The following is a 23623-nucleotide window of genomic DNA, read 5'->3' as shown; positions in this document are numbered from 1 at the left end:
ACCTGTTCAGACGGCGGCAATATCTGTGTCATGTTTGAACCGACACCACAGGGGTGGAAGGTCCTCGGGAACCGGCCGGTACTGGCCAATCTCGGACCAGCCTCCAGGGCCATGGAAATCACTGCCGGCGCTGACCAGCAGACCGAACTCGCGGGCAAGGATTGCCAGGCTGCCGACCTGTTCCGCGGGCTGATGGCCATTGACCACTTCGATTGCATGCCCGCCCGCTTGAATATAGTCGGCAATCAGCTTTCGGCGCTTGCTGCGGGTGAAATCGTAGTGCCATGGATGCGCCAGACTGACCCACGCTCCGGCGGCGCGCAGGGTGGCGACGGTGTCTTCCAGCGTCGGCCAGTGTTGCTTGACGTCACCCAGCTTGCCAGCGCCGAGCCATTTGCGGAACGCCTCGGCGCGATCCTTTACAAAACCTTCACGCACCATCCAGTCGGCAAAATGCGGACGGGCCGGGGCGTTGCCGCTGTCGCCCAGCTCCTGCTGGATCTGCCGGGCGCCGTCGAGGGCACCGGGCATACCTTTGAGGCCGAGCTTGCGGCTTATTTCTTCCGACCGCAGCCAGCGGCCATCGTGCAATCGGGCGATCGCCTCGACCAGTGGCGCGGCGTTGACGTCGAAACCGTAGCCCAGCACGTGGATGGTCGCGCCGCCCCAGGTGCAGGACAGTTCGACGCCATTGACCAGTTGCATGCCCAGTTCTTCGGCGGCGCTGCGCGCTTCGGCGAGGCCTTCGAGGGTGTCGTGATCGGTCAACGCCAGGACTCGCACGCCGTTTTCGAACGCACGCGCAACCAGAACCGCCGGCGCCAGGGCGCCATCGGAGGCCGTGCTGTGGCAGTGCAAATCAACATTCACGGGGAGTTGTAACCTCAAATCAGCTGGCGCTATCGCGCGCCCATATGTTTGTTATTATGCCGCCACATCCAGCTTCTGGCTCTCACTGTGAAACAATTCATCGATTTCATCCCGCTTCTGCTGTTCTTCATCGTTTACAAACTTGATCCACGGGTTGTCGATATCGCCGGCCACGAGGTCACTGTAGGCGGTATTTACAGCGCCACGGCGATGCTGATCATCAGCTCTCTGGTGGTCTACGGCGCGTTGTTCATCAAACAGCGCAAGCTGGAAAAGAGCCAATGGCTGACCCTGATCGCCTGCCTGGTGTTCGGCAGCCTGACCCTGGCCTTCCACAGCGAGACCTTCCTCAAATGGAAAGCTCCGGTGGTCAACTGGCTGTTCGCCCTGGCCTTCATCGGCAGCCACTTCATCGGTGACCGCCTGCTGATCAAACGCATCATGGGCCACGCGCTGACCCTGCCGGATCCGGTCTGGACCCGCCTGAACATCGCCTGGATCGCCTTTTTCCTGTTCTGCGGGGCTGCGAACCTGTTCGTGGCGTTCACCTTCCAGAGCATCTGGGTCGACTTCAAGGTGTTCGGCAGCCTGGGCATGACCGTGCTGTTCCTGGTCGGTCAGGGCATCTACCTGTCCCGCCATCTGCATGACGCCGATACCACAACGCCAAAAACCGAGGACTGACATGCTTTACGCAATCATTGCCACCGACGTCGCCAACTCGCTCGAAGCCCGCCTCGCCGCGCGCCCGGCCCACCTCGAACGCCTGCAAGTGCTCAAGGGCGAAGGCCGTATCGTACTGGCCGGCCCGCACCCGGCGGTCGACAGCAATGATCCGGGCGCTGCGGGTTTCACCGGCAGCCTGATCGTCGCCGAATTCGACTCCCTGAGCGCCGCCCAGGCCTGGGCCGACGCCGATCCGTACATCGCCGCCGGCGTGTACGCCAACGTGATCGTCAAGCCGTTCAAGCAAGTTTTGCCGTAACCAAGGAATATCGAGGGACTCTGTGGCGAGGGGATTTATCCCCGATGGTTGCGCAGCAACCCAAAGCCATCCAATGCGGTGTGCCTGACACACCGCATGCTCCCATTTCAGGTCTGCTTCGCAGTCCATCGGGGCGGTGCGACGTTTCGCTGAATCCCCTCACCACAACAGCTCTCTCGCCACACTCAACCCACTCCAAGCACTGAACCTTCCCGCTTCTCCCCACTCTCAATCGCTCATTATTCTCGTTTGCCTGCCGACAACCTGCCCAATATCCATTTGCAAGCAGGAATCGCAATGCGCAAAGGTCCGTTGTGTCTGATGTGGGTCACGTTGTCGATCATGGCGCCCGCCCATGGTGAGGAAACCACCGAAAGCGGCAGCTCCACGCCATTGTCGTTAAGTGCCGGCAGTCAGATTACCGAACTGCAGCAGCGCCTGAAGGCCAGCGAGCAGCAGCGGGAAGAACTGAGCAAACAACTGCAAAATGCCGATAACACCCGCGAAAGCGCCCAGCTTGCCCGGTTGCGTCAGGAGAACCAGCGCCTGAAGCTGCAACTCAAGGAAGCCCAGGCCAGTCCATTGCCGCGTCTGTTGACCGAACAGCAGCAATGGTTCGTCACCGGCGCCGGGGTAGCGCTATTGGCGCTGCTGTGCGGTATCTTTGCCAGTGGAGCAAGCCGAAAACGTCGGCAATGGCTAAATTGAGTGAGTCATGAGCGAGCTGTTACTGATTGATGATGACCAGGAGTTGTGCGAACTCCTGAGTAGCTGGTTGAGCCAGGAAGGCTTCCAGGTACGCGCCTGCCACGATGGCCAGAGCGCGCGCAAAGCGTTGGCCGAATCTGCCCCGGCAGCGGTGGTGCTGGACGTGATGCTGCCCGACGGCAGCGGTCTGGAACTGCTCAAGCAATTGCGCAGCGAACACGCCGATTTGCCAGTGCTGATGCTCTCGGCCCGGGGCGAACCGCTGGATCGTATCCTCGGTCTGGAGCTGGGCGCCGACGATTACCTGGCCAAACCCTGCGATCCGCGTGAACTCACCGCGCGCCTGCGCGCCGTGCTGCGCCGCAGTCACCCGGCTGCCGTGTCGACCCAGCTCGAACTCGGCGACCTGAGCTTCAGCCCGGTGCGTGGCGTGGTCAGCATCGACGAGAAAGAACTGACTCTCACCGTTTCCGAAAGTCGTTTGCTCGAAGCCCTGCTCAAGCAGCCCGGCGAGCCGCTGGACAAACAGGAATTGGCGCAACTGGCCCTCGGCCGCAAACTGACCCTGTACGACCGCAGCCTCGACATGCACGTCAGCAACCTGCGCAAGAAGATCGGCCCCCACCCCGACGGTCGCCCGCGAATCGTCGCCCTGCGCAGCCGCGGTTACTACTACAGCCTGTAAATCGGGAAATACCTGCCTGAATGCTATATGTGGCGAGGGAGCTTGCTCCCTCGCCACAGGCGCAGTGCCAGTGATATTTGTCAGGCAGGGTACGAAGCGTCTTTACCCAAGCTTTACGCAGCGCTGACCGCCGCTGACCTTGATCTCCGTAATCTGAACTCATCCGGAACGTACCGGGAACGAGACAAGGAGATACACCATGCGCAAGACTCTTATCGCTCTGATGTTCGCTGCCGCTCTGCCAACCGTCGCCATGGCCATGCCACAGGATGGTGGCCCGATGGGTGGCCCGCTCGACGGCCCACGCCACGGCGGTCAGATGCACGGTGAGCACGGCAAAGGCCCGTACAGCCAACTCGACCTGTCCCGTGAACAACGTGATCAGATCCGCAAGATTATGGGCGAGCAGATGCATGAGCGTCGCCAGGTAGTCGAGAAGTACCTGGAAAAACTCTCGCCGGCCGACCAGAAAGCCATGAAAGACGAGATGGCCGCCAACCACAAGAAAGCCGAAGCTGACGTACGCAACCTGCTGAAACCGGATCAACAGAAGAAATTCGACGAGATCCAGAAGAAACAGGCTGAACGCCGCGCCGAATGGGCCGAGTTCAAAGCGTGGAAAGCGCAACAACCGCAAAAAGCGCAATAATGCGATAACCTCGGATCCGACGGCTAAGCGCCGTCGGTTCTGTTGCCACTCAATCCAAATGTGGGAGCGGGCTTGCTCGCGAATGCGGTGTATCAGACAAAGTAATGTTGACTGACACACCGCATTCGCGAGCAAGCCCGTTCCCACATTGTTGAGTTTTTTGTTTGATTGAGGATTTTCTGTGCGTTCATTGTTCTGGCGTATTCTCGCGAGCTTCTGGCTGGCCATTGCTCTGGTGGCGGGGCTGTCGATTCTGCTCGGGCACATGCTCAACCAGGACGCGTGGATCCTCAGCCGCCATCCCGGCCTCAACACCCTGGCCGCCGAATGGACGCAAACCTACGAAGCCCAGGGCGAAGACGCCGCGCAGGACATCCTCGAACAGCGCAAACGCCAATATCACATCGATGTGCAGGTGCTGAACGAAAGCGGCGACCCGGTGGTGCGTGGCACCTTCCCGCGTCGCGCCGCCGCCTTCGAAGCCCGGCAGAACAACGATGACCGACGCCTGCCCTGGCGGCGCCTGACCGACGAATTCACCAGCGAAAAAACCGGCGACACCTATCTGTTCATCTTCCGCATCCCGCACCCGGAGCTCGACGCCTGGCACCGCGAAAGCCTGCTCTGGCCGCTGAGTGCGCTGGGCATTGCGCTGGTGGTGCTGACCCTGTTCAGCCTGCTGGTGACCTTCTCCATCACCCGCCCGCTCAGCCGTTTGCGCGGCGCGGTGCATGATCTGGGGCAGACCACCTATCAGCAGAACAGCCTGGCGAAACTGGCCAACCGTCGCGATGAGTTCGGCGTGCTGGCCAACGACTTCAACCGCATGGGCGCGCGCCTGCAAAGCCTGATCGGCAGTCAGCGCCAGTTGCTGCGCGATGTGTCCCACGAACTGCGCTCACCTTTGGCGCGACTGCGGATTGCGCTGGCACTGGCGGAACGGGCCAACCCGGAAGAACGGGAAAAGCTCTGGCCACGCCTGACCCGCGAATGTGATCGGCTGGAAGCACTGATCAGCGAGATTCTGGTGCTGGCACGGGTCGATGCCGACAACGCCAGTGCCGAAGCGGTAGACCTGAACGCCCTGCTCGGCACCTTGCAGAAAGACGCGCAACTTGGCTCGCCGGAGCAGACCGTGCGCCTGGATGCCGAACCACAACTGACGCTGACCGGCTGGCCGACCATGATCGAGCGCGCCGTAGACAACCTGCTGCGCAACGCCCAACGCTTCAACCCGGTGGATCAGGCAATCGAATTGCAGGCCACACGTCAGGGCGAACGAATTGTGGTGAGTGTGCGCGACCACGGGCCGGGCGTGCAGGCCGAGCATCTGAGCCAGTTGGGCGAGCCGTTCTACCGGGCGCCGGGGCAGACGGCGGCCGGGCATGGTCTGGGCCTGGCGATTGCCAAGCGCGCGGCGGAGCGGCATGGCGGGAGTCTGCTGCTGGCCAATCATCCTGAGGGCGGGTTTGTCGCCAGCCTGGAATTGCCGTTGGTGCCAGGGGCAATTGTCCAGCCTTAAAAGCCCCTCACCCCAGCCCTCTCCCGGAGGGAGAGGGAGCCGACCGAGGTGTTATACGAAGTGCATTGACCTGGCAAACCGTGTCGATATGGATTCAGTGAAGATCGCTCCGCTCGGCGCATCCCTGGCGCATTCCCCAATCAATCCCCTCTCCCTCCGGGAGAGGGAGCCGACCGAGGTGTTATGCGAAGTGCATCGACCTGGCAAACCGTGTCGATTATGGATTCAGTGAAGATCGCTCCGCCCGGCGCATCCCTGGAGCATGCCAATCAATCCCCTCTCCCTTGGGGAGAGGGAGCCGACCGAGGTGTTATGCGAAGTGTATCGACCTGGCAAACCGTGTCGATATGGATTCAGTGAAGATCGCTCCGCCCGGCGCATCCCTGGAGCATGCCAATCAATCCCCTCTCCCTTGGGGAGAGGGAGCCGACCGAGTTGTTATGCGAAGTGCATCGACCTGGCAAACCGTGTCGATATGGATTCAGTGAAGATCGCTCCGCTCGGCGCATCCCTGGCGCATTCCCCAATCAATCCCCTCTCCCTCCGGGAGAGGGAGCCGACCGAGTTGTTATGCGAAGTGCATCGACCTGGCAAACCGTGTCGATATGGATTCAGTGAAGATCGCTCCGCTCGGCGCATCCCTGGCGCATTCCCCAATCAATCCCCTCTCCCTCCGGGAGAGGGTTAGGGTGAGGGGCTTTTGATGTTCAGGCCTTGGAAGGCCAGGCGCTGACGAATTCAGTCAGATCAACCTTCTCCGCCACACGCGGCTCTTTCTGCGGCGTGCCGAGGTACAGGAAGGCAATTACCTGCTCGTCATCAGCCAGGCCCAGCCCCTTGGCCACGTGCGCCGAATAAGCCAGATCACCGGTGCGCCACACCGCCCCGATCCCCTGCGCATACGCCGCCAGCAGAATCCCGTGAGCCGCACACCCCGCCGCCAACAACTGCTCGGCCTTCGGATACTTGACGTGATCCTGCAGTTTCGCGATCACCACGACCACCAGCGGCGCCCGCAGCGGGCCGTTGCGCGCCTTGTCGATCATCGCTTCAGTGACTTCGCCTTCCTGCATCTGCGCCGCTTCGGCCAGCAACTCGCCCATTTGCTCACGTGCCGCGCCTTCGACGGTGAGGAAACGGTACGGCTGCAAGTGGCCGTGATCCGGTGCGCGCAGGGCTGCGCCAAACAGGGCTTCGCGCTGCTCGGCGGTAGGGGCCGGTTCGACCAGGCGTGGAACGGAAACACGGTTGAGCAAAGCGTCGAGAGCCTGCATCGGCCACCTCCTGAGAAAAATGTGCGGCTATTCTAGCGGTATCCGGCAACAGGGTGCCGGTTTACATGCCCTGCCCCACGGGTAGAATGGCGCCCTTCCTACATCAGCCCGAGCGGACTTCATGGCGTTGCCGACCTTACGGATCATTGGTTTCATCATCGGCATCTTCCTGATCACCCTGGCCATCGCCATGGTTGTACCCATGGCCACCCTGGTGATTTTCGAGCGCACCGGCGATCTGCCGTCGTTCCTCTGGGCGAGCATGATCACTTTCCTCGCCGGCCTCGCACTGGTGATCCCCGGCCGCCCCGAGCACATTCACCTGCGCCCGCGCGACATGTACCTGCTGACCGTCAGCAGTTGGCTGGTGGTGTGTATTTTCGCTGCGCTGCCGTTTTTGCTGACCCAGCACATCAGCTACACCGATTCGTTCTTCGAAAGCATGTCCGGCATCACCGCCACCGGCTCGACCGTGCTCAGCGGGCTCGACACCATGTCCCCGGGGATCCTGATGTGGCGCTCGCTGCTGCACTGGCTCGGCGGCATCGGCTTCATCGGCATGGCGGTGGCGATTCTGCCGTTGCTGCGCATCGGTGGCATGCGCCTGTTCCAGACCGAATCGTCCGACCGCTCGGAAAAGGTCATGCCGCGCTCGCACATGGTGGCGCGCCTGATTGTGGCAGCCTACGTCGGTATCACTATCCTCGGCAGCCTGGCGTTCTGGTGGGCCGGGATGAGCCCGTTCGATGCGATCAACCACGCGATGTCGGCGATTTCCACCGGCGGTTTCTCGACCTCCGACCAGTCCCTGGCGAAGTGGACGCAACCGGCGGTGCACTGGGTCGCGGTGGTAATCATGATCCTCGGCAGCCTGCCGTTCACCCTGTATGTGGCGACCATGCGCGGCAACCGTCGGGCACTGATCAAGGATCAGCAAGTGCAGGGTTTGCTCGGCATGTTGCTGGTGACCTGGCTGGTGCTCGGCACCTGGTATTGGTGGACCACCAAGCTGCACTGGCTGGAAGCGCTGCGGCACGTGGCGCTGAACGTAACGTCGGTGGTCACCACCACCGGTTTTGCCCTCGGCGACTACAGCCTGTGGGGCAACTTTTCGCTGATGCTGTTTTTCTATCTGGGCTTTGTCGGCGGCTGCTCCGGCTCGACGGCGGGCGGGATCAAGATCTTCCGTTTCCAGGTCGCCTACATCCTGCTCAAGGCCAACCTTAACCAGCTGATTCACCCGCGCGCGGTGATCAAGCAGAAGTACAACGGTCACCGACTCGACGAAGAGATCGTGCGTTCGATCCTGACCTTTTCGTTCTTCTTCGCCATCACCATCTGCGTGATCGCCCTGCTGCTGTCGCTGCTCGGCGTCGACTGGATGACCGCGTTGACCGGCGCTGCCAGCACCGTGTCCGGCGTCGGCCCGGGCCTGGGCGAGACCATCGGCCCGGCGGGCAACTTTGCCACCTTGCCGGATGCCGCGAAGTGGATTCTGTCATTCGGCATGCTGCTCGGCCGACTGGAGATCATTACGGTGTTTGTGCTGTGTATTCCGGCCTTTTGGCGTCACTGACCGGCGCCTGCAACAGCCGCGCCCGGTAATCGCCGGGCGTGGTGTCGAACCAGCGGCGAAACGCGCGGAAGAAGTTGCTCGGATCGGCAAACCCCAGCAGATAGGCAATCTCCAGCAAGGTCATGTTCGGCTGCGCCAGATACTGCTCGGCCAGTTCGCGGCGGGTGTCGTCGAGCAACTGCTGAAAACTGGTGCCCTCCTCCTGCAAACGGCGCTGCAAGGTGCGCTGCGACAGATGCAGGGTCTGCGCCACGGTATCGCGCTTGGGTTCGCCCTGAGGCAGTAAACGGCATAACACCTGGCGCGCCTTGTGGGTCACGCGGCTTTCAGAGAATCGCGCCAGGTATTCCCCGGCAAACCGGTCGTGCAGCAGCGCCATGGCTTCGTTGGCGGTGGGCAGCGGTGCTTCCATGTCGGCGCGTTCGAAAATCAGCGCATCGTACGGCGCGTTGAACATCAGCGGCGCGTGGAAGGCTTGTCGGTAGGGTTGCAGGTCTGCGGGTTCGTCACCCTGAAACAGCACTTTGACCGGGTGCAGGGTGCGTCCGGTCAACCAGCCGCACAGGCCAAGCGCACAGGCCAGCGAGGCTTCGGCGCTCTGCCGGGTTGGCGGCAGGTGATCGCCATGCACCGTCAGAATCAGCGCATAGCCTTCTTCGAGCAGACGAAAACTCAGGTCGGCGCTCTCGGCGATAATCCGCTGATAACGCACCAGGCGTTGAAAGCCTTCGGCCAGGGTGTTGCTCGACATCAAGGCATAGCCGGCAACGTGGAACGACGCCGGGCGTACCACCTTGCCCATGTTCAGGCCGATCGCCGGGTTGCCGGACAGCTCGACCGCCCGTTGCCAGAGGCGGGTCATGGAATCTTGCGGGAAGCGCGCATCCGGATCATCCAGGGCCGCGTAATCGAGCCCCAGTTGCTTGAACAGTACCCGGCAATCCAGGCCGTCCATCTCCAATGCTTTGACAATCCCCATCGCCCAGCTTGCAGAAGTCGTTCGTTCGCTCATGGCGTTATTCTTTTACATGATGGATCGCATGTTACGACCCGATTTGCGAAGGATACTAAAGTGGCGCCCATTGTCACTGGCTGATGCCAGTGTTCACTCTAGACTCAAATAAGCTACCCGCCGAACAACTTGCCGTCAGAACAATAACCACAGAGATCGCAGTCGTGGAAAACATCAAGCAATTCAACACTTTCGCCGACTTCTACCCGTATTACCTCAGCGAACACGCCAACAGTACCTGCCGACGATTGCATTTCATCGGCACCACGCTGGTGATTTTCATTCTGGCCATGACCATCGCCAAAGGCGCTTGGCTGCTGTTGCTGGCCCTGCCGCTGGCCGGTTACAGCTTCGCCTGGGTCGGCCATTTCTTCTTTGAAAAGAACCGTCCGGCGACTTTCCAGCATCCGCTGTACAGCCTGCTCGGCGATTTCGTCATGTACCGCGACATGATCCTCGGCCGCGTGGCGTTCTGAACCCGACACACCTGGAGGCTTGCCGATGAACGCCAATGCCCGCTTCACCCACATGAAAGACGGCACACAGGAAGACTGGGCGATCATCGCCGCGGACTTCAGCGCCTACGCTCGGCAATTGCCGTCGCGGATCATCGCGCACCTGAAGTTGCTCGAAGGCGATTTCGGCGGCTTCCCGGTGGATCGCCTGACCCATTCGCTGCAAACCGCAACCCGCGCCTATCGCGACGGGCGTGACGAGGAATACGTGGTCTGTGCGCTGCTGCATGATATTGGCGACACCCTCGGCTCCTACAACCACCCGGACATCGCGGCGGCGATTCTCAAACCGTTCGTCAGTGCCGAGAATCTGTGGATGGTCGAGAAGCACGGGATCTTTCAGGGTTATTACTTCTTCCATCACCTGGGCATGGATCGGCATCTGCGCGAGCAATTCGCCGCGCATCCGCAGTATCAGGCCACGGCGGAATTTTGCGCCAGGTACGATGCGGCGGCGTTCGACCCGGCCTATGAAACCCTGCCGCTGAGCTTCTTCGAGCCGATGATGGAGCGGTTGTTTGCCCAGCCGAAGCACTCGATCTACAAGGCGGCGATGGAAGAACACAGCCCGGCCTGAGAACACCACAGATCAATGTGGGAGGGGGCTTGCTCCCGAAGGCGGTGTGTCAGACAAACATGTACTTACTGATACACCGCATTCGGGAGCAAGCCCCCTCCCACAGGAGATATCTGGGGTCTAGGCAATCTCGGCAACCTTGGCGGCCTTGAGCTGTGCCTCCCGCGCCTGTGCATCCGCCAGGCGATACAGCTCGATCGTGCCATCCCAGTGCTCGATCAATGCTGTGCACGATTCCACCCAATCGCCGCAATTGAGGTAGTCCACCTCGCCGACCTTGCGGATCTCGGCATGGTGAATGTGCCCGCAGACCACGCCGTGCAATTCGCGCTTCACGCATTCGTGGGCGATGGCTTCTTCGAAGTCGCTGATGAAGCTCACTGCCGTCTTCACCTTGTGTTTCAGGTACGCCGACAACGACCAGTAGCCGTAGCCATAACGCGCTCGCCAGTGATTGAGCCAGCGGTTGAGGGTCAGGGTGAATTCGTAGGCCGAGTCGCCGAGGAAGGCCAGCCAGCGGTGGTAGCGGGTGATCACGTCGAACTGGTCTCCATGGATCACCAGCAGGTGCCGGCCATCCGCCGTGACGTGAACGGCCTCGTCGACCAACTGGATGTTGCCGAGGATCAGCTTCGAATAACGGCGCAGGAATTCGTCGTGGTTGCCGGTGACGTAGATCACCTCGGTGCCGCGCTTGCTCATGGTCAGCAGGCGACGGATCACGTTGGTGTGCGCCTGCGGCCAGTACATGCCACCGCGCAGCTTCCAGCCGTCGATGATGTCACCGACCAGATAGATCTTGTCGGCGTGGTAGCCCTTGAGAAATTGCGACAAGTGCTCGGCCTGGCAATCCCGCGTGCCCAGGTGCACGTCGGAAATCCACAAGGTACGCACCCGTTGTTTGCGGCTGGGTTTGGCGAGCTCGGCGCTGGTCATGGGCAACCCTCTGCGATGTTTTCGCCACTGTGCACGTGCCGGGTGAATCGACCATGACAGACAGGCGTCAGTCGTGTGACAGCGCGCAAGCCCGTCGCCCCGGTGTAGACTGGCGCTCACTTCGGAGACTTCTTCCATGCGCCCGATCCTCACTCTGCGCCAATACACCCACGACCTGATCGTCCACAGCCACGACCACGCGCAACTGGTGTTCGGGCTGTCCGGCGCGCTGGATTTCGAAGTCGAGGGTCAGGGCAGCCAGGTGCGCCAGCAGAGTTTCGTGGTCGTCCCCGGCGGCGCGCATCACGCCTGCGGCAGCCCGGATGGCAGCCGTTGTCTGGTGCTGGACGTACCCGACGGGCCATGGCTGAACGATTCGCTGGGCGAGCACGCCGACGCCAGTCAGCGCTTGCTCGACCAGCCTGCGCGATTGTCGCTTGATGCCGGGCAAAGCCAATTGGTCCACTGGCTGGCGCACAGCCCGGTCAGCGATCCGCTGATCGCGCAGCAAGGCGCGGTGTTGCTGCTGGCCAGCCTGAATCACGCCAGACCTGCCGAACATTCGGCGCGGCGCCTGCCCTACGCAGCGCTGGATACGCACATCGAACAATACGCCGCCTACCCGCTGCAGGTGGCCGATCTGGCGCAGATCGCCGGCTTGTCCAGCGCCCGCCTGCATGCGCGGTTCATGGCTGAATGCGGACAAACGCCGATGGAATACATTCGCAGCCGACGGCTGCACAAGGCAGTCTGCCTGCTGCGCGAGACGGCGCTGCCGATCGGCGAGATCGCCAGTCGGGTCGGCTACAGTTCGCAGAGCGCGTTCGCGGCGGCGGTGCTGCGCGAGTTCGGCGCCTCACCGGGACAATTGCGCCGCGACTCCTGCGACAAAAAACGCTAGTTCGCCGACAGACTTCTGCGCCGCAACACGTTTCAATGGGCAACATTGAAACCGTGTTCGGATTAAGGATTGCAATGACTCCGCGTACCGCCCTCGGCGCCCTGCACATTGGCGCTCTGATGTTCGGCTTGACCGGTGTGTTCGGCAAACTCGCGGCCGCCTCGCCGGCGGTGATCGTCTTCGGGCGTGCGGCGTTTGCCGTGCTCGCCCTGGCCTTTTTCGCCCGCTTCGCCAGTCAGCACGGCTGGCAGAAACTGCAGGCGGTCGACTGGCGGCGCCTGGCGCTCAGCGGCGTGTTGCTGGCCGGGCACTGGGTGAGTTTTTTCATCGCGGTGAAGGTCGCTGGCGTCGCCATCGCGACCTTGGGTTTTGCCAGCTTCCCGGCGTTCACCGTGATTCTCGAAGGGCTGATTTTCCGCGAACGCATCCGCGCCAATGAAATCGTGCTGGTGGTGCTGGTCAGCGTCGGTCTGGTGCTGGTGACCCCGGCGTTCGATCTGGCCAGCGGCGCCACCACCGGGTTGCTCTGGGCGGTGCTGTCGGGCTTGCTGTTCGCCCTGCTCTCGCTGACCAACCGCGCCAGCTCCGGACGCATCCCGGCGGTGCAGGCCGCGCTGTGCCAGAACGTGGTGGTGGCGCTGTGTCTGCTGCCGGTGGCTGCGCCGCAACTGAGCGAAGTGCGCGCGCTGGACTGGCTGTGGATCGGGCTGCTCGGGGTGTTCTGCACCGGGGTCGCGCACAGCCTGTTCGTCGCCAGCCTCGCGGTGATCAAGGCGCGCACCGCCGCCGTGGTGTTCGCCATGGAGCCGGTCTACGGCATCACCATCGCCTGGCTGCTGTTCGATGAAAACCCCACCGTGCGCATGCTGATCGGTGGCGCGCTGATCATTATCGCCATCGTGGTCTCGGCGCGGATGTCAGGCAGCGCCGACAAGAAAACCGTCGCCGCCGAAGCCGCGTCTCACTGAGTGCGGTCGTTGTGGCCGAGGTCGCGCTCAGGGTCGATCTGATCGCGCACCCGCTGCTTGAGCACCTTGGCCTCGGGAAAACCACCGTCGGCCTTGCGCTCCCAGATCTGCACGTCGTCGCAGCTGATGTGAAACACCCCGCCGGTGCCCGGCACCAGCGACACCTTGCCGAGGTCGTCGCCGAAGGTGCTGAGCAGCTCCTGCGCCAGCCACGCGGCGCGCAGCAGCCACTGGCATTGGGTGCAATAAGTGATGACGATTTCCGGTTTTGCAGCAGACATGTTCGCTGAAACTCCTGAGACAGAGGGCGCCGCTATAATAGCCGGCTTTATCGCTTGCCCCGAGACTCACCATGCGCCGTTTGCTGTTCTGCCTGCTGCTTGGCTTTCTGCCCCTCTTTGCTAATGTCACCGTGCATGCCGCCGAAGCGCCCCGCCCGAAAGTCGGCCTGGTGCTGTCCGGTGGCGCCGCCCGTGGCCTGGCGCACATCGGCGTGCTCAAGGCACTTGAGGAGCAAGGCATCAAGATTGACGCGATTGCCGGTACCAGCATGGGCGCGGTGGTTGGTGGCCTGTATGCCTCGGGCTACAAGATCGATGAACTGGAAAAGCTCGCGCTGAACATCGACTGGCAGCAGGCGCTGTCCGACGCGCCGCCACGCGAGGACGTGCCGTTTCGCCGCAAGCAGGACGACCGCGATTTTCTGGTGAAACAGCAACTGAGTTTTCGCGATGATGGCAGCCTCGGCCTGCCACTGGGGGTGATTCAGGGCCAGAACCTGGCGCTGATGCTGGAGAGCCTGTTGGCGCACACCAGTGACACCCGCGACTTCGACAAGCTGCCGATCCCGTTCCGCGCCGTCGCCACCGACATCGCCAACGGCGAAAAAGTGGTGTTCCGCAAAGGCCACCTGCCGCAGGTGATCCGCGCCAGCATGTCGATTCCAGCGGTGTTTGCCCCGGTCGAACTGGACGGACGGCTGCTGGTGGACGGTGGCATGACTGACAACATCCCGCTCGACGTCGCGCGGGAGATGGGCGTCGACGTGGCAATCGTGGTCGACATCGGTACGCCACTGCGCAACCGCAAACAACTGACCACCGTGGTCGATGTGCTGAACCAGTCGATCACCCTGATGACCCGGCGCAACTCCGAAGAACAACTGGCCGCCCTCAAACCCACCGACGTGCTGATCCAGCCGGCGCTGGCGGCATTCGGCGTCACCGATTTCGGCAAGGCCCAGGAGATGATTGACGCCGGTTACCGCGCCACGCGGATTCTCGACGCCCGCCTCGCTCAGCTCAAACCTCAGCAATCTCAAGACGCCGAACTCAATGCGGCCCGCGCCCCAGGCCAGCGCACGCCGATCATCACCGCGATCAGGGTCGAGAACGACTCGAAAGTCGGCGATGAGGTGATTCGCTATTACATCCGTCAGCCGATCGGCGAGCCGCTGGATCTGGGCCGACTGCACTCGGACATGGGCACGCTGTACGGCCTGGATTACTTCGAACAGGTGCAGTACCGCGTAGTGCACAAGGGCCAGGATCACACGCTAGTGATCAGCGCCCGGGGCAAACGCAGCGGCACCGATTACCTGCGGGTCGGCCTGAACCTGTCAGACGACATGCGCGGTGACAGCGCCTTCAATCTCGGCGCCAGCTACCGCATCAACGGCATCAACCGCCTCGGCGCGGAATGGCTGACCCGCGCACAAATCGGCGACAAACAGGAGCTCTACACCGAGTTCTATCAGCCGCTGGACGTCGGCTCGCGCTACTTCGTCGCCCCGTATGCTGCGTTTGAAGCGCAGAACGTCGATGCGGTGCTCGACAACGACCCGATCGCCCAATATCGCGTCGAACGCTACGGTTTCGGCCTCAATTTCGGCCGGCAGATCGGCAATAACGGTGAAATCCGCTTCGGGGTCGGCGAGGCCTGGGGTAAAGCGGATGTGCGCATCGGCGATCAGGACCTGCCGAGAGAAAACTTCACTGAAGGGTTCTACTCGCTGAAGTACTCGTTCGACTCGCTGGACAACGTCTACTTCCCCCACGAGGGCAAGGACGTCAGCCTGACCCTGATGCAATTCGAACCGGGCCTCGGCTCGGACACGCGCTACCGGCAGTGGGAATTCAAGCTCGATAAAGCCATGAGCCATGGCCCGGATACACTGATTCTCGGCGGCCGTTATGGCCGAACGCTGGACGATGCCAATGTGGTGACGTCGAGCTTCCTGCTCGGTGGTGCGCGGCAGTTATCAGGCTTTCGCGAGGATTCTATTTCCGGGCAAAACGTCAGCCTGATGCGCGCGGTGTATTACCGCCGGTTGACGCCGCGTTCCTATCTGCCGCTGGACTTCCCGCTGTATGCCGGAGCTTCGCTGGAACGTGGCCGGGCGTGGAACAACGACAATGAATTCGACAGTGGCTACATCAATGCCGCCAGTGTGTTCATCGGCTTCGATACGCCGTTGGGGCCGTTGAATTTCACGTATGGCTTGAATGATGCGAATGAGCAGGCGGTTTATTTGAATCTGGGGCAGACGTTCTGATCATTCAGGTGGATCTATATTGCCTGCCAGGCCGCCTTCGCGAGCAAGCCCGCTCCCACACTGGAACGCATTCCAACTGTGGGAGCGGGCTTGCTCGCGAAGGCGATAGTCCGGTCACCGCACAATTCCGGTGACTCAACTATCAGCGAATACCCGCGAGTAACGTCCGTGCCGTTTGCCTGAGGGGTTCATCCCCTTCCTTGAGCAACTCATTGAGCAAGGCAATCGCGCTGTCGATATCCCCATCATCAATGCAGGTCTGTGCCTGTTCGAGTTTCTCCGAGCCGTGTTCCGGCTCAGTCGCCGCTAGATCCAGCGGCTCCAGCGCCAGCAACTCGCCCGGGTCGCCGAATTCGTTAAGAAAGTCATCGTCCAGCGGCTGCGCGTCCGGTTCGGGGATCCACTCCAGCTCCGCCTCTTCGCTGGCCACCGTTTCGGGCAGCTCGAAGTCCGGCGGCAGGATCTCGAGATCGGAGTTCGATGCAGTCCGCTCTACGGGCTGCTCAGGTGTCGAACGACTGTCTTCAAGATCCCAACTGGACGCCATCGACAGCTCACCCAGATTCAACTCGAAATCATCCTCGGCCGCCGGTGGCGCAGGCGCCACCGCTGCGGCGGCGGCAATTGGCAGCACCGGGGTTATCGGCGCAGCGCCGGTCAATTTTGAATGCCGCTCTCGGATCGCAGCCAGTTGCTGAGGATCCACCCCGGCATCACGCAGGCGGTGTTCCTGTTGTTCATAAGCAGCGCTGTCGCCCTGCCGCCCCAGCACTTCGAGCAATTGCACACCCAATTCGGTGCGCTCGGGCTCCTTGTCCATGGCATTGCGCAACAACCCGACCGCCTCACTCAAACGACCATAAGCCAGATAGATCCCCACCGCCTCCAGCACATCGCCGGCCGCCGGTTCTTCACGGTGTTCGGTGGCTGCGCGGATGCTCGCCGATTGAGTGGTTGGCGGGTCTTCAGGATCTGTTTGCCGATCTGCCGGCAGAGCTGCCAGTGGCGCCGCGCCCTCCACCAGTTGCCGCCGACGTCGTACGAACAGCCCGGCACCCAATAATCCCAGCAGCATCAGCAAGCCACCGAGCAGCGGCCAGTTGAGACCATCGTCGGCAGCTTCAGGCGCAGTGGTGACTGGCGCGGGAGTTGGCGGCGTGAGGGCCGGTGCCGGCGGCTGTTGCAGTTCGCTCAAACGCGTTTGCAGATCACTGATCTGCTTTTTGCCGTCGGCTAGCTGGATATCCTGCGCCTGCAGTTTTGTGTTGAGTTCCTCGACGGTCTTTTGCAGCTGCTGATTGAGTAACGCGCTGGCCGCCAATTGCTCGGCCACGGCATCGTTGGCTGGCGCCGCCGTCGCCGGAGGGGGTGGCGCTGAAGGGGCGGCGTCGCGCTTGCCCTGAGCAGCCTGAGGCGCCGCCGTGGCGGGCTCGACGGTGGGGAATTCAGAGGATTGCGGGCGTGGATCGGGCTCGTCGGTGGCCGGCACGATGCTTGGCGATCCGGGCGGATCGATCAGCAGCGTGTACTCGCGCAGCAGGCGGCCATTGGGCTGATCGAGCTGCACCAGAAAATTCAGAAAGGGTTCATTGACCGGTTTGCGCGAGGTCACCCGGATCATCTGGCGATCGCCATGCAGGATCGGGGTGAACTTTAGGTCATTGAGGAAAAACACCCGCTCGACTCCGGCCCGGCCGAATTCATCCGCTGTGGCCAGGCTGGCCGAGAGGTCGCTGGCACTGAGGCCAGCGGCATCCACCAGCGCGATGTCGGCCTTGAGCGGCTGATTGAGGCCCGAGTGGACGGTAATGTCGCCCAGCCCCAGTGCCATCGACCAGGTCGAATAGCTGAATACACCAGCGACCAGCAGCCATCTGGCGCCACCGCGCAGTACCACGTGCCGACTTGCGTGCATGAGCATCCCTTAAATAAGCAAAACCGGTTTCTATGCGTTCGCACATCCGGTACGAACACGATATTGCCCAGTAGTTCTTATAGTCTGCTCAGCGCGATCCCTCAAAAAACCGGCACGCGGTTATGCCTCAAGATTTTTCCAGGTTGGCCAGAATGTGCCCGTGAACGCGCATGCACACCTTCAGATCCGCCTCGTCGACGCCTTCGAACAATTCGTGGCGCAGTTGCGTGGCAATGGTTTCGATTTGTTCGATCAGCGGCAGCGCCGGGGCGCAGAGGACGATTTTTTTCGCCCGACGGTCTTCCATCACTGACTGACGTTGCACCAGGCCCTGGCCTTCCAGGCTGTCGAGCAAGCGCGCGAGGGTCGGCCCTTCGACACCGACGCTTTGCGCCAGCTCACGTTGGGTCGGCGCGTCTTCGAAACGCGCCAGATGCAGCAGCACCAGCCAGCGGGCCTGGGACAAACCCAGACCGGCCAGCCGGCGGTCCAGTTCGGCACGCCAGCCACGGGACATCTGGGCCAGTTGCATGCCAAAGCGGTGTTGATCGGTTAACGGCATAAAACACTCATGAGTAGACTGATAAATAGAGAAAAACTAATTATTAGTCAGCTAAGCATGACATTTGGCTATAGGCAAGAGCCGACCTGTACTGAATCGTTACAACTGCCTGACGGTTGGCGCAATCGCCCTCTTACATTTCGAATTCCGATTGCAGCGCAGCCCTTACGCAGTAAAGAACACCTTCCGGAACCCGACCGGCGAACAGCTCGGCCACCTCGGCGACCGACGGCAACTCGCCCTCGCCGTCGAGGAACGCGTCTTGCACTTCGCCCATCAGTTCTTCAGGCAAATCGAGCGCCTGCTCCAGCGACAACTGCTGTTTGCCAATGGCCTCGGCGAGCATCGTGTAGACGTTCTTTTCCGAGCACTGCAACTGCCCGGCGATCTGCATCGGGGTCATGCCGGCGCGGGCAAGGGTGATCAGTTCGTGACGCACATCGGCCACCACTTTCGGCGCCTCGGCCTCGCCGCCGAGCACTTCCAGGAAGGCTTCGCCGTAACGTTCCAGCTTGCGCGCACCAACACCGCTGACCCGCGCCATGTCGGCCAGCGAGGTCGGCTGGCTGCGGAGCATTTCCAGCAGGGTCGAATCGGGGGAAGATGACGTACGGTGGCACGCCATGCTCTTCGGCGAGTTTGCGCCGCAGTGCACGCAAGGCTTCCCACTGTTCGCGCTCTTCGCCACGCACCAGCTGACTGGCCGGACTCTTGCTGGCGGTCTTGGCGGTGACTTGCGGCTTGAGGTCGCGGCGCAGCTCCAGGCTCACTTCGCCCTTGAGCAATGGCCGGCAGGTATCGCTCAGGCGCAGGCCACCGTAGCCTTCATGATCGACGTCGGCCAGACCACGCGCCACCAGTTGCCGGAACAACGAGCGCCATTCGCTCTCGCTCAGCGCCTTGCCGACGCCGTACACCGACAGGTGCTGATGGCCAAAGCTGCGGACCTTCTCGTTGTCCTTGCCCAGCAACCGTCCACCAGATGGCCGACGCCATAGCGCTGGCCGGTGCGATAGATTGCCGACAGTGCCTGGCGCGCCGGCTCGGTGGCGTCCCAGGTCTGCACGCCGTCGACGCAGTTGTCGCAGTGGCCGCACGGCTCGGGCATGTCTTCGTCGAAATACGCCAACAGCGTCTGCCGGCGGCAGCGGGTTTCTTCGCAGAGCGAGAGCATCGCATCGAGTTTGTGCTGCTCCAGACGCTTGTGGCGCTCGTCGCCCTCGGAGTTCTGCAGCATCTGCTTGAGCATCACCACGTCTTGCAGACCGTACGCCATCCACGCATCCGCCGGCAGGCCATCACGGCCGCCGCGCCCGGTTTCCTGGTAATAGGCTTCCAGGGATTTCGGCAGATCGAGGTGCGCGACGAAACGCACGTTGGGCTTGTCGATGCCCATGCCGAACGCCACGGTGGCGACCATGATCAGGCCTTCCTCGTTGAGGAAGCGTTTCTGGTGGTAGGCGCGCAGATCATTGGGCAGACCGGCGTGATACGGCAGCGCCGGGAAGCCCTGCTCGCTGAGGAACGCGGCGACTTCCTCGACCTTCTTGCGCGACAGGCAGTAGACGATGCCGGCATCGCTGCGCCGCTCGGCAAGGAACGCGAGCAACTGCTTGCGCGGCTGTTCCTTGGGCACGATGCGGTAGAAGATGTTCGGGCGGTCGAAGCTCGACAGGAAACGCTCGGCGTTCTGCAGGTGTAGGCGGGTGACGATTTCTTCGCGGGTACGCTTGTCGGCGGTGGCAGTCAGGGCGATGCGCGGTACGTCGGGGAACATTTCCGCCAACTGGCCCAGTTGCAGGTATTCCGGGCGGAAATCATGGCCCCATTGCGACACGCAGTGCGCTTCGTCGATGGCGAACAGGGCGATGTTCAAGCCTTGCAGGAACGACAGCATGCGCGGCTGCACCAGACGCTCGGGCGCCAGATAGAGCATCTTCACTTCACCGCGTTTGATCCGCGCCGCCAGATCGCGCTGCTGTTCGGCACTCAACGTGGAATTCAGCGCCGCGGCGGCCACGCCCAGCTCTTCGAGGGTAGCGACCTGATCGTCCATCAAGGCGATCAACGGCGACACCACCACCGCCAAGCCCTCGCGCAGCAGCGCCGGGACCTGGAAGCACAAGGACTTGCCGCCACCGGTAGGCATCAGCACCAGCGCATCACCGCCGCTGGCCACGCGCTCAATGATTGCACCCTGACGGCCACGGAAACTGTCGTAGCCGAAGATGTCCTTGAGGACGCGTTGAGCCTGTTCGAGCATAAAAACTCCAAAAATCTACCGAAACATCCCTGCACAGGCTGGTTCAGGACAGCCACAGCTGCTTAAACAAAACGTAAGAGCGCATTGCCAGACCACCGCAATACGAGCAGGGAGCGCAAAACGCGGCAGTATACCCGAGCGTTCCCCGGCACAGGGTGCCGCTGATAAGACTCCGCTAGCCGCCAACACGAAAACCCTGTGGGAGCGGGCTTGCTCGCGAAGGCGGCGTGCCGGTCGATGCAAAAGTGTCTGATACGCCGTATTCGCGAGCAAGCCCGCTCCCACAGGGATATTCGTGTTGCCTGTAATTGCGGCAAATCTGCCGTGCGGCTGGCTTGAGCGCTCAAGAAGGCCTAGAATTCCCGCATTGTTTATTCCCCCAAGGTAGCCCCGTAATGTCCTTCGCTGAGCAACTAACCCGCCTGCAAGTCTTTCTCGACGCCGACGAGCTGCACGAAGAGGCGCTGGATTACGTGGCCGCCCACGGTTACCTGACCGCCCTGTCAATCTGTGCAGAAGACGTACCGGAGCGTGAGTGGATCGACGCCCTGTTCGCCGAAGAGCCGCATTACAGCAGCGAAGCCCAGCGCGAAGAAATCGAAGCCACGCTGATTGGTCTCAAGGCACACATCGCCCGTCAACTGGCGTCCGACGAAGAATTCGAACTGCCGTGCGACCTGGACCTGGGCGACGAGCCGGACGACTCCGAACTGCGCGGCTGGTGCATCGGCTTCATGGAAGGCGTATTCCTGCGTGAAGCGGCCTGGTTCGAAACCGCTGAAGAAGAAGTCAGCGAAATGCTCCTGCCGATCATGGTCGGTTCGGGCTTGTTCGACGAGCAGCCAGAGTTCGAAGACATCGCCAAGGACGCCAACCTGATGGACGACATGATCGTGCAGATCCCGGAAGCCCTGACCGCGCTGTACCTGCTGTGCCAGGCGCCAGACGAAAAACCGGCGATCCTCAAGCCACGTCACCACTAAGATCCGGCCTATGGACAACCCCATAGGCAACCGCTCCCTGATGTTGCGCTACTTCCTGCTGGCCGTCGGCTGGCTCAGCGTGGCATTGGGGGTGATCGGGATTTTCCTGCCGGTTCTGCCCACCACCCCTTTCCTTTTGCTGGCGGCCGCCTGTTTCGCGCGCAGCTCTCCGCGTTTCTATCAATGGCTGGTCGAGCACCCGAAGCTCGGGCCATGGATCCGCGACTACCTCGACGGCAACGGCATTCCGCTCAAGGGCAAGGTCTACGCGATCGGGCTGATGTGGGCGAGCATTCTGTTCTCGTGCTACCTGGTGCCGCTGCCGTGGGCACGGGGGTTCATGTTGACCAGCGCGGTGTTGGTGACGGTGTACATCCTTCGGCAAAAGACTTTGGATAAATCCTGAATACCGCCGCCCCCGCTACATCTGCATTTACTCCCGATACAGCGCCTCAAGCTGTCTGTTTCGTGTGTTTCGAGCCAGTTATCCAAGTGCCCTGCCACTGACCGCTCGTCGGAAAAAACCTCTTACCTGTTATTTCTGACAGTAGGCAATACTCGCCATATCAGGCCCAATCAATCAACGCCTTCCTCGCAGAGCCACCTGTCCTTCGCCGAGGTTTTTCGTCATGACGCACTTTCACTCCTTCCTGTTTCCACGCTTGCAGACTGAAATTCCGGGCCTGAAACTGCGTCCCTTGCGGATTTCGGCCATGATAGAGCCGATCGTCGATGGGGACGGCGGTATCAACTGCAAAACCTACTACCGGTATCCCGACGGTTTGTTCTGCGCCGTCGATGCCTACGCCGAACCCATGCGCAAAGGTGACACGCTCGATATCTATTGGGGCAAGGACCACAAGATCTTTACCCGGGTTCTGCAGGATGACGAAGACGGCAGCAACCAACCGGTGTTTTTCTTCCTGCCTGTGACGAACATCCTTCCCGGCTGGGTCGACGAGGTCTACTACGTACTGACCCGCGCAGGCAGCACCATCCCCGACGAGCCCGCCACGCCCTTGCGAATACTGGTGAAGCTGGATCTGCCGGGCGGCAAAGACGATGACCCCCATTTGCCCGGACATGCAAAATTGCACATCGTGCAGCTGCCGCGCGACGTCATCGTTAACGGTGTGGATGCGGTTTCGGCAGCCGCGGGTGTGCCGATGGGTATTCCTCGCTACCCGAACATCGCCGTGCGCGACGTTATCCAGGTGCAATGGGGCAATGCCTTCTTGCCACCTCATACCGTCAGCGCCGATGAAGCAGCCGGCACGGCACATATCGAGATCACCGCACACAAGGACGATATTGTGGCCGGTGGCGACGGCGACGCGCAGGTGGTGCATTACGGGATCCATGACGAGGTATTCAACCACTCCGAGAAGTGGTCGCTGAGGACCCCAGTCAAAGTCATGTCCAGAATCCGGCAGTTGGGTGAGCCGATTATCCAGGAGTCAGTCAACGGCATTATCGATCTCGACAAATTGAACAATCGCGATGTCAACGTACATGTTCGCGCCTCCACCAGCGATTTCGAGGTGGGTGACACCGTCACCATGACCTGGGTAGGCACACCACCCACCGGTGCTCCGTTGCCCAACCGACAATCCCAGAGGGTGGAAAGCTTCCCCAGCATCCTCATATTTCAGATTCCGAATGCGCAGGTTCGGGCGATTGCCAGGGGAACTGCAGACGCATCGTATGTGCGCTACAAAAAGGACGACGGCTCTGCGCTCCCCTCCAGGCACGAACTCGCCAGCGTGGAAGGCCGGATCCCCGCGCCGGTCCTAAGCGAAGCCGCGGGCAATACGGTGAGCGCCGATATCACATCGGCCACCGTGAACATTCAGTACCCGGGCATGACCACGGACGATATCGTCAACATGGCCTGGCTGGGCACCAAGGCCAATGGCATTCCCTACTTGTATGAGGCTCGGCACATCGTCAGCCCGGAGGACGTGGAAAATCCTCTCGTGACCTTGTACGTGCCGGGAAAACATCTGCGGGTGCTGGAGAACGGTGCACTGAATCTGTTCTACCAGGTGTCCCGTGACGGGCCGCACTGGCGGGGCACGCATGAGTCCGGGCATCAGGAAATCAACGTGTTGCGATTCACCTGAGTCGCAGGTTTCAGGTCAACCCGCCGGCCCGGACAGCGGGTTGCC

22 protein-coding genes and 1 pseudogene are annotated in these 23623 nt (G+C 61.6%); 15 read left to right on the top strand and 8 right to left on the bottom strand.

Going from position 1 to position 23623, the window contains the following annotated elements; all coding sequences use genetic code 11:
• Nucleotides 1–6: 6 nt before the first annotated feature.
• The gene (locus E3Z29_RS10445) at nt 7–870 is read right to left on the bottom strand and encodes a PHP domain-containing protein (RefSeq protein ID WP_123589078.1); all 864 of its coding nucleotides are present in this window, start codon (nt 868–870) and stop codon (nt 7–9) included.
• An 87-nt stretch (nt 871–957) separates the two neighbouring features.
• Between E3Z29_RS10445 and E3Z29_RS10440 the strand changes: the two genes are divergently transcribed.
• From E3Z29_RS10440 to E3Z29_RS10415, 6 genes are all read left to right on the top strand, one after another.
• Nucleotides 958–1554: a septation protein A gene (locus E3Z29_RS10440; protein WP_027613975.1), complete on the top strand. Its 597-nt coding sequence runs from the start codon at nt 958–960 to the stop codon at nt 1552–1554.
• Between the two features lies 1 nt (nt 1555).
• The gene (locus tag E3Z29_RS10435; protein WP_007966019.1) at nt 1556–1855 is read left to right on the top strand and encodes a YciI family protein; all 300 of its coding nucleotides are present in this window, start codon (nt 1556–1558) and stop codon (nt 1853–1855) included.
• A 297-nt stretch (nt 1856–2152) separates the two neighbouring features.
• Complete coding sequence (locus E3Z29_RS10430; protein WP_027613976.1) at nt 2153–2563, top strand: translation initiation factor 2; 411 nt, start codon at nt 2153–2155, stop codon at nt 2561–2563.
• 7 nt (nt 2564–2570) lie between these two features.
• The gene (locus tag E3Z29_RS10425; protein WP_007966021.1) at nt 2571–3248 is read left to right on the top strand and encodes a response regulator transcription factor; all 678 of its coding nucleotides are present in this window, start codon (nt 2571–2573) and stop codon (nt 3246–3248) included.
• Nucleotides 3249–3447: 199 nt separating this feature from the next.
• On the top strand, nt 3448–3897 hold the full coding sequence (locus E3Z29_RS10420) for a Spy/CpxP family protein refolding chaperone (RefSeq protein ID WP_047600020.1): 450 nt from the start codon (nt 3448–3450) through the stop codon (nt 3895–3897).
• A gap of 181 nt (nt 3898–4078) precedes the next feature.
• Nucleotides 4079–5419: a cell wall metabolism sensor histidine kinase WalK gene (locus E3Z29_RS10415; RefSeq protein WP_134785716.1), complete on the top strand. Its 1341-nt coding sequence runs from the start codon at nt 4079–4081 to the stop codon at nt 5417–5419.
• A gap of 707 nt (nt 5420–6126) precedes the next feature.
• Here the strand turns inward: E3Z29_RS10415 and E3Z29_RS10410 are convergent.
• The gene (locus E3Z29_RS10410; protein ID WP_134785715.1) at nt 6127–6693 is read right to left on the bottom strand and encodes a nitroreductase family protein; all 567 of its coding nucleotides are present in this window, start codon (nt 6691–6693) and stop codon (nt 6127–6129) included.
• A 121-nt stretch (nt 6694–6814) separates the two neighbouring features.
• On the opposite strand from E3Z29_RS10410, the gene E3Z29_RS10405 reads away from it, so the two are divergent.
• A complete protein-coding gene (locus E3Z29_RS10405) occupies nt 6815–8269 on the top strand; it encodes a TrkH family potassium uptake protein (protein ID WP_027613980.1) in 1455 nt (484 codons plus the stop codon).
• On the opposite strand, the gene E3Z29_RS10400 is transcribed toward E3Z29_RS10405, so the two are convergent.
• Nucleotides 8226–9281 (bottom strand): AraC family transcriptional regulator, encoded by a 1056-nt coding sequence (locus E3Z29_RS10400; RefSeq protein ID WP_218568261.1) that lies wholly within the window; start codon nt 9279–9281, stop codon nt 8226–8228. The genes E3Z29_RS10405 and E3Z29_RS10400 overlap by 44 nt on opposite strands.
• 164 nt (nt 9282–9445) lie before the next feature.
• Between E3Z29_RS10400 and E3Z29_RS10395 the strand changes: the two genes are divergently transcribed.
• Together E3Z29_RS10395 and E3Z29_RS10390 are read left to right on the top strand one after the other, a co-directional pair.
• A complete protein-coding gene (locus tag E3Z29_RS10395; RefSeq protein ID WP_134785714.1) occupies nt 9446–9757 on the top strand; it encodes a DUF962 domain-containing protein in 312 nt (103 codons plus the stop codon).
• 25 nt (nt 9758–9782) lie between these two features.
• Nucleotides 9783–10373, top strand: a complete 591-nt coding sequence (locus tag E3Z29_RS10390) for an HD domain-containing protein (RefSeq protein ID WP_098967777.1) — start codon at nt 9783–9785, stop codon at nt 10371–10373.
• Nucleotides 10374–10493: 120 nt separating this feature from the next.
• Here the strand turns inward: E3Z29_RS10390 and E3Z29_RS10385 are convergent, their stop codons facing one another.
• Nucleotides 10494–11309, bottom strand: coding sequence for a UDP-2,3-diacylglucosamine diphosphatase (locus E3Z29_RS10385; RefSeq protein ID WP_007966031.1), 816 nt, complete (start codon nt 11307–11309; stop codon nt 10494–10496).
• 136 nt (nt 11310–11445) lie between these two features.
• On the opposite strand from E3Z29_RS10385, the gene E3Z29_RS10380 reads away from it, so the two are divergent.
• Both E3Z29_RS10380 and E3Z29_RS10375 read left to right on the top strand, forming a co-directional pair.
• On the top strand, nt 11446–12210 hold the full coding sequence (locus E3Z29_RS10380) for an AraC family transcriptional regulator (protein ID WP_134785713.1): 765 nt from the start codon (nt 11446–11448) through the stop codon (nt 12208–12210).
• Nucleotides 12211–12284: 74 nt separating this feature from the next.
• Complete coding sequence (locus tag E3Z29_RS10375) at nt 12285–13178, top strand: DMT family transporter (RefSeq protein ID WP_134785712.1); 894 nt, start codon at nt 12285–12287, stop codon at nt 13176–13178.
• Here E3Z29_RS10375 and E3Z29_RS10370 read toward each other — a convergent pair.
• A complete protein-coding gene (locus tag E3Z29_RS10370) occupies nt 13172–13459 on the bottom strand; it encodes a SelT/SelW/SelH family protein (RefSeq protein WP_027613985.1) in 288 nt (95 codons plus the stop codon). The genes E3Z29_RS10375 and E3Z29_RS10370 overlap by 7 nt on opposite strands.
• Before the next feature lie 71 nt (nt 13460–13530).
• Between E3Z29_RS10370 and E3Z29_RS10365 the strand changes: the two genes are divergently transcribed.
• Complete coding sequence (locus E3Z29_RS10365; protein ID WP_097090178.1) at nt 13531–15732, top strand: patatin-like phospholipase family protein; 2202 nt, start codon at nt 13531–13533, stop codon at nt 15730–15732.
• A gap of 142 nt (nt 15733–15874) precedes the next feature.
• Here the strand turns inward: E3Z29_RS10365 and E3Z29_RS10360 are convergent, their stop codons facing one another.
• From E3Z29_RS10360 to recQ, 3 genes and pseudogenes are all read right to left on the bottom strand, one after another.
• Entirely contained in the window at nt 15875–17647 is a 1773-nt protein-coding gene (locus E3Z29_RS10360) for a FimV/HubP family polar landmark protein (RefSeq protein WP_134785711.1), read from the bottom strand.
• Between the two features lie 127 nt (nt 17648–17774).
• Nucleotides 17775–18209, bottom strand: a complete 435-nt coding sequence (locus E3Z29_RS10355) for a MarR family transcriptional regulator (protein ID WP_134785710.1) — start codon at nt 18207–18209, stop codon at nt 17775–17777.
• A 133-nt stretch (nt 18210–18342) separates the two neighbouring features.
• Nucleotides 18343–20472, bottom strand: a pseudogene (gene recQ / locus E3Z29_RS10350) (DNA helicase RecQ).
• A 395-nt stretch (nt 20473–20867) separates the two neighbouring features.
• Between recQ and E3Z29_RS10345 the strand changes: the two are divergent.
• The 3 genes from E3Z29_RS10345 (at nt 20868) to E3Z29_RS10335 (ending at nt 23578) form a co-directional block, all read left to right on the top strand.
• Nucleotides 20868–21455, top strand: coding sequence for a YecA family protein (locus E3Z29_RS10345; RefSeq protein WP_007962155.1), 588 nt, complete (start codon nt 20868–20870; stop codon nt 21453–21455).
• Between the two features lie 10 nt (nt 21456–21465).
• The gene (locus tag E3Z29_RS10340) at nt 21466–21861 is read left to right on the top strand and encodes a YbaN family protein (RefSeq protein WP_098967773.1); all 396 of its coding nucleotides are present in this window, start codon (nt 21466–21468) and stop codon (nt 21859–21861) included.
• Between the two features lie 223 nt (nt 21862–22084).
• Nucleotides 22085–23578, top strand: a complete 1494-nt coding sequence (locus E3Z29_RS10335; RefSeq protein WP_134785709.1) for a hypothetical protein — start codon at nt 22085–22087, stop codon at nt 23576–23578.
• Nucleotides 23579–23623 lie beyond the last annotated feature (45 nt).

Source organism: Pseudomonas sp. S150, assembly GCF_004526365.1.
In the GTDB taxonomy this organism is placed as follows: domain Bacteria; phylum Pseudomonadota; class Gammaproteobacteria; order Pseudomonadales; family Pseudomonadaceae; genus Aquipseudomonas; species Aquipseudomonas putida_A.
The sequence above is the reverse complement of the archived record's forward strand: the minus strand, read 5'-3'. Positions and strand labels throughout refer to the sequence as shown.